General features: G+C 71.9%; 13 protein-coding genes. 6 read left to right on the forward strand and 7 right to left on the reverse strand.

Annotated features, from left to right (window positions below; all coding sequences use genetic code 11):
• Positions 1-40: 40 nt before the first annotated feature.
• The 3 genes from ASG51_RS15755 to ASG51_RS15765 all read right to left on the reverse strand — a co-directional run bounded on the left by ASG51_RS15755 (position 41) and on the right by ASG51_RS15765 (position 2,660).
• A complete protein-coding gene (locus ASG51_RS15755; protein WP_056276401.1) occupies positions 41-721 on the reverse strand; it encodes a Smr/MutS family protein in 681 nt (226 codons plus the stop codon).
• Entirely contained in the window at positions 718-1,824 is a 1,107-nt protein-coding gene (locus tag ASG51_RS15760; RefSeq protein ID WP_082514037.1) for a murein transglycosylase A, read from the reverse strand. Before ASG51_RS15760 ends, ASG51_RS15755 begins: the two co-directional genes overlap by 4 nt.
• A gap of 107 nt (positions 1,825-1,931) precedes the next feature.
• Positions 1,932-2,660 (reverse strand): Tim44/TimA family putative adaptor protein, encoded by a 729-nt coding sequence (locus ASG51_RS15765; protein WP_056218452.1) that lies wholly within the window; start codon positions 2,658-2,660, stop codon positions 1,932-1,934.
• A 549-nt stretch (positions 2,661-3,209) separates the two neighbouring features.
• On the opposite strand from ASG51_RS15765, the gene secB reads away from it, so the two are divergent.
• The 4 genes from secB (at position 3,210) to hisS (ending at position 7,353) form a co-directional block, all read left to right on the forward strand.
• The gene (gene secB / locus ASG51_RS15770; RefSeq protein WP_056218455.1) at positions 3,210-3,719 is read left to right on the forward strand and encodes a protein-export chaperone SecB; all 510 of its coding nucleotides are present in this window, start codon (positions 3,210-3,212) and stop codon (positions 3,717-3,719) included.
• 161 nt (positions 3,720-3,880) lie between these two features.
• Positions 3,881-5,191: an MFS transporter gene (locus ASG51_RS15775; RefSeq protein ID WP_082514038.1), complete on the forward strand. Its 1,311-nt coding sequence runs from the start codon at positions 3,881-3,883 to the stop codon at positions 5,189-5,191.
• Between the two features lie 79 nt (positions 5,192-5,270).
• A complete protein-coding gene (locus ASG51_RS15780; RefSeq protein WP_056218460.1) occupies positions 5,271-5,762 on the forward strand; it encodes a DUF3429 domain-containing protein in 492 nt (163 codons plus the stop codon).
• Positions 5,763-5,844: 82 nt separating this feature from the next.
• Entirely contained in the window at positions 5,845-7,353 is a 1,509-nt protein-coding gene (hisS, locus tag ASG51_RS15785) for a histidine--tRNA ligase (RefSeq protein ID WP_056382066.1), read from the forward strand.
• 52 nt (positions 7,354-7,405) lie between these two features.
• Here the strand turns inward: hisS and ASG51_RS15790 are convergent, their stop codons facing one another.
• A complete protein-coding gene (locus tag ASG51_RS15790) occupies positions 7,406-7,828 on the reverse strand; it encodes an organic hydroperoxide resistance protein (RefSeq protein ID WP_055946503.1) in 423 nt (140 codons plus the stop codon).
• Positions 7,829-8,016: 188 nt separating this feature from the next.
• On the opposite strand from ASG51_RS15790, the gene ASG51_RS25375 reads away from it, so the two are divergent.
• Entirely contained in the window at positions 8,017-8,607 is a 591-nt protein-coding gene (locus ASG51_RS25375; RefSeq protein ID WP_156389745.1) for a MarR family transcriptional regulator, read from the forward strand.
• A gap of 142 nt (positions 8,608-8,749) precedes the next feature.
• On the opposite strand, the gene ASG51_RS15800 is transcribed toward ASG51_RS25375, so the two are convergent.
• The gene (locus tag ASG51_RS15800; RefSeq protein WP_056218463.1) at positions 8,750-9,112 is read right to left on the reverse strand and encodes a c-type cytochrome; all 363 of its coding nucleotides are present in this window, start codon (positions 9,110-9,112) and stop codon (positions 8,750-8,752) included.
• A gap of 304 nt (positions 9,113-9,416) precedes the next feature.
• Here ASG51_RS15800 and ASG51_RS15805 point away from each other — a divergent pair, with 304 nt between their 5' ends.
• Positions 9,417-10,850, forward strand: a complete 1,434-nt coding sequence (locus ASG51_RS15805; protein WP_056218466.1) for an FAD-linked oxidase C-terminal domain-containing protein — start codon at positions 9,417-9,419, stop codon at positions 10,848-10,850.
• A 122-nt stretch (positions 10,851-10,972) separates the two neighbouring features.
• Here the strand turns inward: ASG51_RS15805 and rlmJ are convergent, their stop codons facing one another.
• Together rlmJ and ASG51_RS15815 are read right to left on the reverse strand one after the other, a co-directional pair.
• Entirely contained in the window at positions 10,973-11,818 is an 846-nt protein-coding gene (gene rlmJ, locus ASG51_RS15810) for a 23S rRNA (adenine(2030)-N(6))-methyltransferase RlmJ (RefSeq protein WP_056218469.1), read from the reverse strand.
• A gap of 65 nt (positions 11,819-11,883) precedes the next feature.
• A complete protein-coding gene (locus ASG51_RS15815; RefSeq protein ID WP_056276715.1) occupies positions 11,884-12,519 on the reverse strand; it encodes a ribonuclease T2 in 636 nt (211 codons plus the stop codon).
• Between the last annotated feature and the right edge of the window lie 3 nt (positions 12,520-12,522).

Consider the following 12,522-nt stretch of genomic DNA (forward strand, 5'->3'; position numbering starts at 1 on the left):
TTTTCGCAAGGTCCGTCCGTCGGGGCACCGCCAGGGGCCCTCAGCGGCGGCGCAGGCGGACGTAGAGGGCCCCGGCGCCGCCGTGGTGGCGGGCCGCCTCCTCGAAGCCGAGGACCACGGTGCGCAGCTCCGGCGCGCGCAGCCAGTGGGGCACGCTGCGGCGGAGCACGCCGCGCTCGGAGAAGGCGTCGTCGTAGGTCGGGCCGCCCTTGCCGGTGACCACGAGGACGTGGGTGTGGCCCGACGCCCGGGCCCGCATCAGGAAGCCGATCAGCGCCCCGTGCGCCTCCGCCTGGTACATCCCGTGGAGATCGATCCGGGCATCGACCTGGAGGGCGCCCCGGCGCAGGGCAAGGCGGACGCGGCGCTCGAGACCGGGCGCGGTCGGCGGTGCCGGTGCCAGAACGGGGGCCGGCGGCGCCGGCGGCGGGTTCGGCTTCAGCGCCGCGCGCTTGGCCAGCGTCCGGGGCATCGGTTTCGGGGGCGCGGGCTTGGCGGGACCCGAGTTGGTGATGGCGGACTTGGCGATGGCGGACTTGGCGGGGACGACCTTGGACGACGCCCCCGCGGGCGTCGCCGGGGCCGGCGTGGCGGCGGCCGGCTTGCCCGCCGCGCCCCGCCCCGCGAGGCGGCCGCGCAGGGGCGTGATCAGCCGGGCGATCTCGCCCCACAGATAGGCGTCCTCCCCGGAGAGGCCGCGCGGGCGCCGGGGCGTCTTCATGGGGCGGACGTCCCGGATTTCGGGAGCAGGACGACGAAGCCGACGGCGTCGCGCAGGTTGCCGGCGGCGATCCCCGCCTCCGCGCCGGTGCCGAGATAGAGGTCGCCGCGCGCCGGGCCGACGATGGCCGACCCCGTGTCGGCGGCGACGACGAGGCGCCCCGGCTCGGCGGATCCGGCGATCCGGCCCTCGAGCCAGAACGGCAGGCCGTAGCGCCAGAGGGTGGCGTCCACCGCGAGGTTGCGGCCGGGGCTCAGGGGCACGCCGGCCCCGCCGGGCGGCCCGAGCGTCGGGTCGTCGATCTCGGCCAGGCGGAAGAAGATGTAGGAGGCGTTGGCCCGCATCAGCCGGGCGGCGTGCCGGGGGTTGGCCCGCAGCCAGCCGGTCCAGCGGGCCAGGGTGAGGCCGTCGAGGGGCAGGTGCCCCTCCGTCACGATGAGCTTGCCGATGGAGGTGTAGGGCCGGCCGTTGCGGCCGTCGTAGAGGACCCGGACGGAGCGCCCGTCGGTCAGGCGGACCCGGCCGGAGCCCTGGACCTGGAGCACGAACAGGTCGACGGCGTCGCGCAGGTAGAGGAGGGGGCGGGCGCGGGCGCCTAGGGCGCCGTCCTCGATCGCGGCCCGGTCGGGATAGGCCTCGAAGCCGTCGCCGGTCCGGCGCGCGGCGCGCAAGGACGGGTCGAGGCCGGGCCGCGTCTCGCCGGGCTCCAGGCTGACGAGGTCGTCGGGCCGGGCCAGCACCGCGGCGGTGAAATCCGGGCTCGGGGTGACGGCGCCGACGAGTTCCGGCTCGAAGTAGCCGGTGAGGAAGCCCGTGCGCTGCTCGGGCTTGCCCCCGGCCGAAGGCCTGACGATCCGGTAGGGCGTGAAGGCTTCGGCGAAGAAGCGGGCCGCCGCGGCGTCAGCCACGGTCTCGGACACGGTCTCGGCCCGGGCGCAGGCGGTCCGGAGCGCCTCGGGCGCGCCCGCGACGGTGGCGGGCTGGGGCGTCCCCGGCGGGGTCCGGCAGGTCCGGCGGAAGGCCGCGAGCGCCGCGCCGGCGTCGGGGCCGGGGAACCCCGGCAGCGAGGCGGGATCGACCGGCTCCAGCACGGCCCCGCCCACGCGAAACGGCTCGGCCGCGGGGGCGGCCGAGCCGGGGGCTGAGGGCGGCGAGGAGACTCGCCGCGGGACGGAAGAACCGGATCACGCGACCTTGGGCCCCTTGAGGCTCAGGCGCCGGCTTCCGTGGCGACGAGCTGCCAGTTCGGGTCGCGGGTGCCCAGCGTCCGGGCGAAGGTCCAGACGTCCGGCACCTCGACCACCGCCTCGGCGCTGCCGTCGGTCACCTGCCCCTGCGCGTTGCGGGTGGCGGTGATGAGGTGGGAGAGGAAGTGCACGGTGACCTGCGCGACGCGGTTCTTCACGTCGACGGCCACGATCTCGGCCTTGTCGAGGGAGACGAAGGTGGTCTCCACGGTCTCGCGGCGGGCCTCGCGGGCGTCGATCTCGCGCTCGAAGCCCTCGCAGACCTCGCGGGAGAGCAGGCTGCGCAGGGTCTTGCGGTCGCCCTTGGCGAAGGCGATCACGATCGCCTCGTAGGCGCTGCGGGCCCCCTCGACGAAGGCGCGCGGATCGAAGGCGGGCTCGACCTGGACGATGGATTCGAGGCCCTGGGCGATGGCCGAGCCGGGCTCGGCGATGCCGCGCCAGTCGCGCACGTCGGTCTTCACCGCGGTCTGGCCGCGATCGGCCGGGGGCTGGACCCGGTCGGCGCCGGGCAGGCGCACGACGTTGTCGCCTTCCCCGCGGGCCGGCGGCTCGGTGCGGCTGCGGTCCACCGGCTTGAAGGGCGAGCGCTCCGTGCCGGTCTTCTGACCCAGCACCGAGCGCAGGCGCCAGATGACGAAGACCGCCAGCGCGAGAAAGATCAGGGTCGTCAAGTCGAAGGAGTCCTGCATCACTGATCCGATCGTGGCCGTGGCACGAATACGTTACTTCACGGGGCTCTGGAAACCCGGCCCGGGTCCTCGGCTGACATGCGTGGCCGAGACACGCCCGGCCGAATAAGTCCGGCCAGGAAGGATCTGGCCGGGAGAGATCTGGCCAGAAAGATCTGGCCATGTCGCGCATTCCCCGCGCCCCGCGCAAGGCGCAGGCCGGGTTCCTGCGCGCGGAAGTCTCGATCGGGGTCGAACCTCCGGGCTCGTGCGGAGATATGGATATCGCGGGCGGCGATTCCAGGCGAGGGCGTGCGCCTGCGCCGCCTTGACCCGGCGGCGGCCCCGACGGGTCCCGCGTCCCGGGCTCCCGGGCTCGCCTTGTCCCGTGCGGGCGAGCGTGATAGCGCGCTATCGCGCGGGCCGGGCGGTTGGTGGCAGGCCAGTGTGCAGGCCGGTGCGCCCGGTTCCGGGCGACCGGGATCGGCGCCCACGGGGTTCGCCCCCGGGAGAGCGCATCAGACCCGGGCCCCACCGCGCCCCGACGATCCAGGAAGAGGACAGAACGCCATGGCCGACACTCCGGCACCGAACGGCAACGGTGGCGCCACGGCGCAGACCGACGACGCGACGCCGACGATCAACGCGCTCGCGCAGTACACCAAGGATCTCTCCTTCGAGAATCCGAACGCGCCGCGCTCCCTGCAGCCGCAGGAAAGCGGGCCGCAGATCAACATCCAGGTGAACGTCAACGCCAAGCAGGTGGCCGAGTTCGATTTCGAGGTCGACCTGACCCTGGAAGGCGATGCCAAGATCGCCAACGAAGTGCTGTTCGCCTTCGAGCTGACCTATGCGGGCATCTTCCGCATGCGCAACATCCCGCAGGACCAGCTCCACCCGGCCGTGATGATCGAGTGCCCGCGCCTGCTCTTCCCCTTCGCGCGCCAGATCGTCGCCGAGGCCGTGCGCAACGGCGGCTTCCCGCCCCTCTACATCGACCCGATCGACTTCGTCGGCCTCTACCGCCAGAAGGCCATGGAGGCCCAGGCCCAGGGCGAGACCGGCCCGCTCGCCTCCTGAGAGCGCGCGTCGCGCCCCGTCCGCCCGGGGCGGGATCCGGGGTCCTGAGGATCGAAGGCCGGACTTGAGGATCGAAGGCCGGACTTGGCCGTTACTCGCAGCCAGTCCGGCCGCGGCCCCGCGTGCCGCCGGTCGCCGGATCGCCTCAGCCCCGGGATCGCATGCTCGCCACACACCACCTCGCCCTGATCAACGTCTTCACGGGCGACATCCAGGGCGGGCTCGGACCGTTCCTCGGCACCTGGCTCGCGGAAGCCGCGTCGTGGAGCCCCTCGCGGATCGGCTTCGTCACCACCCTGGTGGGGATCGGCTCCCTCCTCCTCAGCGGCCCCTTCGGCGCCCTGGTCGACCGCCTCGGCCGGCCCCGGATGCTGATCGCCGTGGCCTGCGGCGCCATCCTGTGCGGCACCCTGCTGCTGCTCCCCGCACGCGGCGTCATCCCGGTCTTCGCCGCGCAGATGATGGCGGCGGCGGGCGGCACGCTGCTGCTGCCGGCCGTCACCGCCCTGACCCTCGGCATCGTCGGCAAGGACCGCTTTCCGAAGCAACAGGGCCGCAACCAGGCCTTCAACCATCTCGGCATCCTGCTCGCGGCCGGCGGCATCAGCCTCGGCACCGGCTGGTTCGGCCCCGCCATCGCCTTCTGGGTGCTGGGCGCCATGGCGGTGCTGGCCATCGTGGCGGCGCTGACGACGCCGGGGCATTGCTACAGCGAGCGCCGGGCCGTGGGCTGGCAGGAGGAGGGCGACGACACGCCTGAGCGCGCCGGCCTGCGCAGCATCGTGGCCAACCGCAAGCTCCTCGTCCTCGCCGTGGCGCTGGCCCTGTTCAACCTCGGCAACGGCGGCATGCTCTCGCTGCTCGGCCAGAAGCTGGTGGCCACCGCCGTCGACGCCACGAGCTGGACCGCCCGCTACGTCATGGTGGCGCAGCTGGTGATGATCCCCGTGGCGCTCTTCGCCGGATCGCTCGCCGACCGGCGCGGGCGGCGCCAGCTCCTCATCGCCGCCTGCGCGGTGCTGCCGGTCCGCGCCGCGCTCTCGGCCTTCATCGACGATCCCCTCTGGCTGATCTCGGCCGAAATCCTCGACGGCGTCGCATCCGGCATCATCGGCGTGGCCGTGCCGGTGGTGGTGGCCGACCTGACCTGGGGCTCCGGTCGCACCCAGACGGCGCTCGGCGCCCTCAACGCCCTCCAGGGCATCGGCGGCGCCCTCTCGGCCTGGTACGGCGGCCTCGCCCAGGCGATGCTCGGCTGGACCGGCGCCTTCCTGGCGCTGGGGGCGCCCGCCCTCGTCGCCCTCGGCCTCGTCCTGTGGCTCGACACCACCAGCGAGAGTCGCGGCCGAGGCGAAGGTGACGGACATCCGGGCGACGGGTCGTCCGCGAACGGCGCCGCCGCCGAGAGCGGGAGCGAACCCGGCCGCGACACCGAGAAGGCTCGGGGCGCGCGCGAGCCGGAGACCGCCTGAGGGCGGATTGCCGCCCGGCGGAACAGGCCGCCCCCGCCCCGGTTTGGCGAGGGAGCCTCAGCCACCGGAGCCCCCGACCATGCACGATCGACCCGACGGACGGACCCTGCGGGTCACCGAACCGCGCGCCGTCCCCTGGCTCAGCATCGTGTTCGGCTACGGCCCGATGCTGCCCTTCGTGGTCGGCGCCGTCACCGCCTGGGTCCGGCCCGGCGATCCCTTGGGCGAGGCCGCCCTGCTCCTGACGATCCTCTGGGGCTGCGCCATCCTGCTGTTCCTGTCGGGCGTGCGCCGGGGCCTCAGCTTCCGCACCGAGGGCGGGCCGACCCTCACCCAGATGGCCACCATGATCGGGCTGTTCAGCCTCGGCTTCGTCGCCCTGGCGCTGGCGACCCTGGACGCGGCAGTGGCCGCGCTGGTCCTGCTCCTCGTCGGATTCGGGGCGATCGCGGTGCTCGACCCGATCGCGGCACGGCGGGGCGAGGCGCCCCTGTTCTTCGCGCGCCTGCGCCCGGTGCAGATCCCCATCGCCCTCCTCAGCCTCGCGGCCCTCCTGGCCCTGAGGCTCTGAACGCCCCCCTGCTTGCCGCCCCCCGCCACCCGCGATAGAGCCCCCGGGACCCCGAACAGCCCCGATGGACGCGAAGATCACCATGGCCAAGGCCGATTCAACGAAGGCCGACACCCTGAAGCCGCGCCTGCCGCGCGGTTTCGTCGACCGGCGCGCGGACGAGATCGCCGCCCAGCACCGGATGCTGGAGACGATCCGGCAGAGCTTCGAGCTCTACGGCTTCGAGGCGCTGGAGACGCCCTTCGTCGAGTACACCGAGGCGCTGGGCAAGTTCCTGCCCGACCTCGACCGGCCGAACGCGGGCGTGTTCTCCTTCCAGGACGACGACGAATCCTGGCTCTCGCTGCGCTACGACCTCACCGCCCCCCTGGCCCGGCACGTAGCCGAGCACTTCGACGCGATCCCCAAGCCCTACCGGAGCTTCCGCGCCGGCTACGTCTTCCGCAACGAGAAGCCGGGTCCGGGGCGCTTCCGCCAGTTCATGCAGTTCGACGCCGACATCGTGGGCGCCGCCTCGGTGGCGGCGGATGCCGAGATCTGCATGCTGATGGCCGACACCCTGGAGAAGCTCGGGCTCACCGGCCAGTACGTGGTCAAGGTCAACAACCGGAAGGTGCTCGACGGGCTGATGGAGTCGATCGGGCTCAGCGGTCCCGACAAGGCCGGTCAGCGCCTGACCGTGCTGCGCGCCATCGACAAGCTCGACCGCCTCGGCGACGCGGGCGTGCGCGAGTTGCTGGGCGCGGGGCGCAAGGACGAGAGCGGCGACTTCACCAAGGGCGCCGGATTGCCCGATGAGGCAATCGGCCGGGTGCTGGCCTTCACCGGCTGGACCGGAGCGGGATCGGCGCCGGCCGACAACGCCACCACCCTGGCGAACTTCGAAACCTCCCTGGCGGGCAGCGCCATCGGCCTGGAGGGCGTGCGCGAGCTCGCCGAGATGGCCGCCCTGTTCGCGGCGGCCGGCTACGACGCCCGCATCCGCATCGACCCCTCGGTGGTGCGCGGGCTCGAGTACTACACCGGCCCGGTCTACGAGGCGGAGCTGACCTTCCCGGTGACCAACGAGGACGGACAGGTGGTGCGCTTCGGTTCGGTCTCGGGCGGCGGCCGCTACGACGGCCTCGTCGGGCGTTTTCGCGCCGAGCCGGTGCCGGCCACCGGCTTCTCCATCGGCGTCTCGCGCCTGTTCTCGGCGCTGCAGCTGGTGAAGAGCCCGCTGCTGGACGGCCTCGCCAAGCCCGGCCCCGTGGTGGTGCTGGTACTCGATCGGGACAACGTCGCCGATTACCAGCGCCTCGTCGCGGCCCTGCGCGAGGCCGGCATCCGGGCCGAGCTCTATCTCGGCGGCTCGGGCATGAAGGCGCAGATGAAGTATGCCGACCGGCGCGGATCCCCCTGCGCCATCATCCAGGGCTCGAACGAGCGCGAGGCCGGCGAGGTCCAGATCAAGGACCTGATCGAGGGCGCCAAGGCGGCGGCCGCCATCACCAGCAACGCCGCCTGGAAAGCCGCGCGCCCGGCCCAGTTCTCGGTGCCGGTGGCCGAGATGGTCGAGCGGGTGCGCGAGGTCCTGGGACGCCACTTCTGACGTCCCAGGCGCACGACGGGGCCGGGGAGTCCTGCTCCACGGCCGGGAGCCGTCAGGCGACCGAGATGTCGACCTGGATGTTGCCGCGGGTGGCGTGGGAGTAGGGGCACACCACGTCGGCGCGCTTCACCAGATCCTCGGCCACCGCCCGGTCGAGGCCCGGCAGGGTCGCCTTGAGGGCGACGACGAGGCCGAAGCCGGTACCGTCGTCCCGCGGGCCGATGCCGACACTCGACTCGATCTTGGACTCCTCCGACACCGTGATCTTGTCCTTGCCGGCCACGAACTTGATCGCGCCGAGGAAGCAGGCGGCGTAGCCGGCCGCGAAGAGCTGCTCCGGGTTGGTGCCGGCGCCACCGCCGCCGCCCAGCTCCTTGGGGGTGGAGAGCTTGACGTCCACCTTGGCATCGTCGGTCGCGGCGGAGCCTTCACGGCCGCCGGTGGCATGGGCGTGGGCGGTGTAGAGTGCCTTCATGTCGGTCTCTCCTGCTGAACGAACGCGGGGATCGCACGCGTCGGTCCGGCCGGGGCCGGTCCATATCGATTGCGCGCAACCTAGTTATTTCCTCGCATAGAACTTGATTGTGCGCAATATGAAATTTGAATAAGATCGGTCCCGCGGCCCGAGTTCGGCGCGCGGCCCATCGTGAAGGATCGTTGAATATGTCGGGACGGCAGACCCGCACGCGCCGGGAGCCGGTGGCGGAGCCGGCATCCCCGGACGCCCTGAGCCTGGACAGCCAGCTCTGCTTTGCCGTCTATGCCACGGCCCATGCCTTCGGACGGGCCTATCGGGCCCTGCTGGCAGCGCATGACCTGACCTACCCGCAATATCTGGTCCTGCTGGTCCTGTGGGAGGAGGAGGGGCTGACGGTCAAGGAGATCGGCCAGCGCCTGTTCCTGGATTCCGGAACCCTGACGCCCCTGCTCAAGCGGCTGGAGGCGGCCGGCCACGTGAAGCGGGCGCGGGACCGGGCCGACGAGCGGCAGGTGAGCATCTTCCTGACCGAGCAGAGCCGGGCCCTGCGCGGCCGGATGGAATGCGTGCCGGACGAGGTGGGCGGCCTGACCGGCCTCGATCTCGAGGGGCGGCGGGCCCTCCTCGACACCCTGATGAACCTGCGCGGCGCGCTGCATGCGGGTCTCGGCGAGGGCCAGGCCGGCGCCGGCGCCGGCGAAGACCAAATCAGCCTCGGCGAGGGGAGGGACCGCTCCGTTCCCTCCGGCCGCGACGCCGCGCGACGCGGATCCTGAGGGACGCGAGGCATGAAAAAAGCCGCTCCCGCCGTGGCAGGAACGGCTTCCTGATCGAGCCCGGGCGGATGAACCCGGCCGGCCCCGAAGGACAGGCCGGACCGATCGCGGAACCCCGGGCCTCGGAATCAGGTCCTCAGGATCAGGACTTGGTCTTGAGGTAGGCGATGATGTCGTCGACCTTCTTGGGGTCCTTGATGCCGGGGAAGACCATCTTGGTGCCCGGAACCTTCTTCTTCGGGTCGACCAGCCACTCGTGGAGATTGGCCTCGTCCCAGGTGATGCCGGAGGCCTTCAGGGCCGCCGAGAAGGCGTAGCCGTCCGCGCCTTCGCCGGCCTTCGAGCCCACGACGCCCTTCAGGGTCGGGCCGACGCCGTTCTTCTCGAAGTTGTGGCAAGCCTTGCAGGGGGCGAAGGCCTTCTCGCCGGCGGCGGCGTCGCCCTCGGCATGCGCCGACAGAGGCAGCAGCAGGGCCAGGGCGGCGCCGAACATGACATGACGCATCGTGTTTTTCCTCCTAGAAGCGGCTTCAGCCGCTTGGGCTTATGGCAGAGCTTACCCGTTTAGAACAGATCGAGACAGGAACGCGCAAGGTCCGCCGCGATGAGCTGCGGCCAAAGGAAGCTTCCCCGGCGGCATTCGGTTCCGCCGCCGCGGTCGAGGCCACGAACCGGATGCGCCGCGCCGGCGTTTGTCCTAAGGTCCACCGCAAAGCGCCGTCCGTCCCTCCGTCTCTCACCGCCGCTTGCTTATAGGCGATCGCGGCTGAGCGGATAATGAAGATGGCCCGCCCCCGGAGGACATGCCCATGTCGATCGCCTTTCCCGTGCCCGATGCCGCCATCGTCGCCCGCCGCGAGGCGATCATCGCGGGCCTCGCCCCCCTGGTCGCTCCGGAGGCCCTGGTCACGACGGAGGACGAGCGCCGCGCCTTCGAGACCGACGGGCTCACCGCCTACCGCAAGATGCCCCTGGCCGTGGTGCTGCCCTCCACCACCGCCGAGGTCTCGGCCGTGATGGCGTTCTGCCACGCCAACGGCGTCAGGGTGGTGCCGCGGGGCGCCGGCACCTCCCTGGCCGGCGGCGCCATCGCCCAGGAGGATGCGGTGATCCTCGGCATCTCGAAGATGAACCGCATCCTCGACATCGATTTCGAGAACCGCACCGCGCGGGTCGAGGCCGGCATCACCAACCTGGCCATCTCGGGCGCGGTCAGCCACGAGGGCTTCTTCTACGCCCCCGACCCCTCGAGCCAGCTCGCCTGCACCATCGCGGGCAACATCGCGATGAATTCGGGCGGGGCGCACTGCCTCAAGTACGGGGTGACCACCAACAACCTGCTCGGCGTGACCCTCGTGATGAACGACGGCACCGTGGTGACGATCGGCGGCACGCATCTCGACGCGCCCGGCTACGACCTCCTCGGTCTCGTCTGCGGCTCGGAGGGGCAGCTCGGCATCGTCACCGAGGCGACCGTGCGCATCCTGCGGGCGGCGGAGGGCGCGCGCCCGGCGCTGGTCGGCTTCGGCTCGGTGGAGGATGCGGGCGCCTGCACGGCCGCGATCATCGGCGCGGGCATCATCCCGGTGGCGATCGAGTACATGGACCGCGAGGCGATCCTGATCACCGAGGACTTCGCCCAGGCGGGCTATCCGCGCGACGCCGAGGCCATGCTGATCATCGAGGTCGAGGGGTCCGACGCCGAGTGCACGGCGATGCTCGCCCGCATCGAGGCCATCGCCAGCGACTTCAACCCGACGAGCATCCGGGTCTCGAAATCCGAGGCCGAGAGCGCCGCCATCTGGAAGGGCCGCAAGTCCGCCTTCGGCGCCACCGGCCGGATCTCGGACTACATCTGCATGGACGGCACCATCCCCACCGGGCAGCTCCCCGGGGTGCTGGAGCGCATCGGGGCGATCTGCGCCGAGAAGGGCCTGCGCGTCGCCAACGTGTTCCATGCCGGCGACGGCAACCTGCACCCGCTGATCCTGTTCGACATCAACAAGCCGGGCGAGATGGAGAAGGCGGAGGCGGCCGGCGACGAGATCCTCAAGCTCTGCGTCGAGGTCGGCGGCTGCCTCACGGGCGAGCACGGCGTCGGCATCGAGAAGCGCGAGCTCATGCGCTTCCAGTACGCCCAGGAAGACCTGGAGCAGCAGATGCGGGTGCGGAACGTCTTCGATCCGCACTGGCTGATGAACCCCGCCAAGGTGTTCCCCCTGGAAGGGCGCCTGGTCGCCTGAATGCCGAGAGCCTGAGCGCCCCGGGGTCTGTCAGGTTCCTCCTGAACCAGACAGATCCTCGATTCCGGTCTCGTCGTTCGTCGTGTTCGGGATAGCCGGTTTCCGCCGATCCCCGACGACCTCTAGGGCTCGGCGCCGAAGGCCTCGCAGCGGAAGGCGCCGTAATCGGTGCGGGCCAGGCGTTCGGCGAGCGCCGGCAGGAACAGCGTCGCTTCCTCGGCGAGCCGCCACGGCGGGTTGACGACGATGAGGCCGTTGCCGTTGAGCCGGGTCGGATCGGGTTCGGACACCATGAGGTCGAGGCGCAGGGCCGGGCGGGCGAGAACCCGGTCGAGCTGCGCCACCATGTGGTCGACCTTGGCCACGTCCTTGATCGGGTACCAGCCGAGATAGATCCCGGTGGGCCACTTGGCCACCGCCCTGGCCAAGGCCGTTCCGAGGCGGTCGATCTCGCCGAGTTCCTCGTAGGGCGGGTCGATCAGGACCACGCCGCGGCGCTCCGGCGGCGGGATCAGCGCGTTAAGCGCGGTCCAGCCGTCGCGATGCATCACCTTCGACAGGGAATCCTGGTTGAAGCGCGCCCGCAGGATCTCAGCATCCGCCGGGTGCAGCTCCACGAACACGCCCTGGTCTGTGGGCCGCAGGAATTCGCGGATCAGGGCGGGCGAGCCCGGATAGGTGTCGGCCCCGTGCCGCTCCTGCACCGCCGCCACCGCCGCGCGGTAGGGCCCGAGCAGGGCTTCCACGGCCTCGGGAAAGGGGGTGTCGAGGCGGCCCCAGCCGTCCCGCCACTCGCCGGTGCGACCGGCCTCGTCGGCGGTGAGGTCGTAGAAGCCGAGGCCCGCATGGGTGTCGATCGCCCGGAAGCCCGTGGGCTTCAGGCAGAGATGCGCCAGCACCCGGCTCAGCACGAGGTGCTTCAGGACATCGGCGAAATTGCCGGCGTGGAAGGCGTGGCGGTAATTCATGGCGTCCGGGCCTGTCTCACCCCGCCCCCCCGGCGCTCCGGCCCGGGGTGGAATCGCGGCATCATCTACCGCGCGGCGTCGATGGCGACCGCGTCGGCACGGCAATTCTGGCGCGCCACCTCGGGGCAGGGGGTGAAGCCGCGCAGGTCCTTGGCAAAGCAGATCCGCACCTCCTGGAGCTGGCCGCCCCGGCAGGTCACCGACATCATGTCGGGACGTAGGCCCCGGTTGGCCGCCACGAACTGCCGGGCGATGTCGATCGGCGCCATCCGGGTGTCGCGCTCGGGGGCCTTGAAGGCGTCCGGAAGGGTCACCGCCGCCCGGGCGTCGCGGGCCGCCTGGAAGTAGGAGACCGGGTCGAGACCCGAGCAGGTGCCGTGGGTGCGCCACTCGTGCCGGGCGAGGCCCTCGCTCGGGTAGACCTCGCCCGCCACCGCGATCGCCTGCCGGGTGGGCGACCGCTCGACGGAGGAACAGTTGGACGGGTAGCCGCGGGTGTATTGGGGCCAGAGCCCGTGGACGACGAAGCCGAGGCCGCGTCCCGGCCGGCACTGGCCCTGCGCCTCGCGCCGGGCGCCGGGCCCCTCGCAGTAGGTCGGCGACCAAGACAAGGCCAGGACGTAGAAGTCGAACGTGCCCGGCGTGCCGCCGCGCTCGAAACCCTGCGCCATCGCCGGCGACGCCGGTCCGCCCGACGCCATCAG

It is taken from the genome of Methylobacterium sp. Leaf465 (genome assembly GCF_001424705.1).
Classification (GTDB): Bacteria; Pseudomonadota; Alphaproteobacteria; order Rhizobiales; family Beijerinckiaceae; genus Methylobacterium.

Coding starts and splice junctions, on each gene's coding strand:
- ASG51_RS15755 (WP_056276401.1), bottom strand. CDS start 721: ATGAAGACGCCCCGGCGCCCGCGCGGCCTCTCCGGGGAGGACGCCTAT.
- ASG51_RS15765 (WP_056218452.1), bottom strand. CDS start 2,660: ATGCAGGACTCCTTCGACTTGACGACCCTGATCTTTCTCGCGCTGGCG.
- secB (WP_056218455.1), top strand. CDS start 3,210: ATGGCCGACACTCCGGCACCGAACGGCAACGGTGGCGCCACGGCGCAG.
- ASG51_RS15775 (WP_082514038.1), top strand. CDS start 3,881: ATGCTCGCCACACACCACCTCGCCCTGATCAACGTCTTCACGGGCGAC.
- ASG51_RS15780 (WP_056218460.1), top strand. CDS start 5,271: ATGCACGATCGACCCGACGGACGGACCCTGCGGGTCACCGAACCGCGC.
- hisS (WP_056382066.1), top strand. CDS start 5,845: ATGGCCAAGGCCGATTCAACGAAGGCCGACACCCTGAAGCCGCGCCTG.
- ASG51_RS15790 (WP_055946503.1), bottom strand. CDS start 7,828: ATGAAGGCACTCTACACCGCCCACGCCCATGCCACCGGCGGCCGTGAA.
- ASG51_RS25375 (WP_156389745.1), top strand. CDS start 8,017: ATGTCGGGACGGCAGACCCGCACGCGCCGGGAGCCGGTGGCGGAGCCG.
- ASG51_RS15800 (WP_056218463.1), bottom strand. CDS start 9,112: ATGCGTCATGTCATGTTCGGCGCCGCCCTGGCCCTGCTGCTGCCTCTG.
- ASG51_RS15805 (WP_056218466.1), top strand. CDS start 9,417: ATGTCGATCGCCTTTCCCGTGCCCGATGCCGCCATCGTCGCCCGCCGC.
- rlmJ (WP_056218469.1), bottom strand. CDS start 11,818: ATGAATTACCGCCACGCCTTCCACGCCGGCAATTTCGCCGATGTCCTG.
- ASG51_RS15815 (WP_056276715.1), bottom strand. CDS start 12,519: ATGGCGTCGGGCGGACCGGCGTCGCCGGCGATGGCGCAGGGTTTCGAG.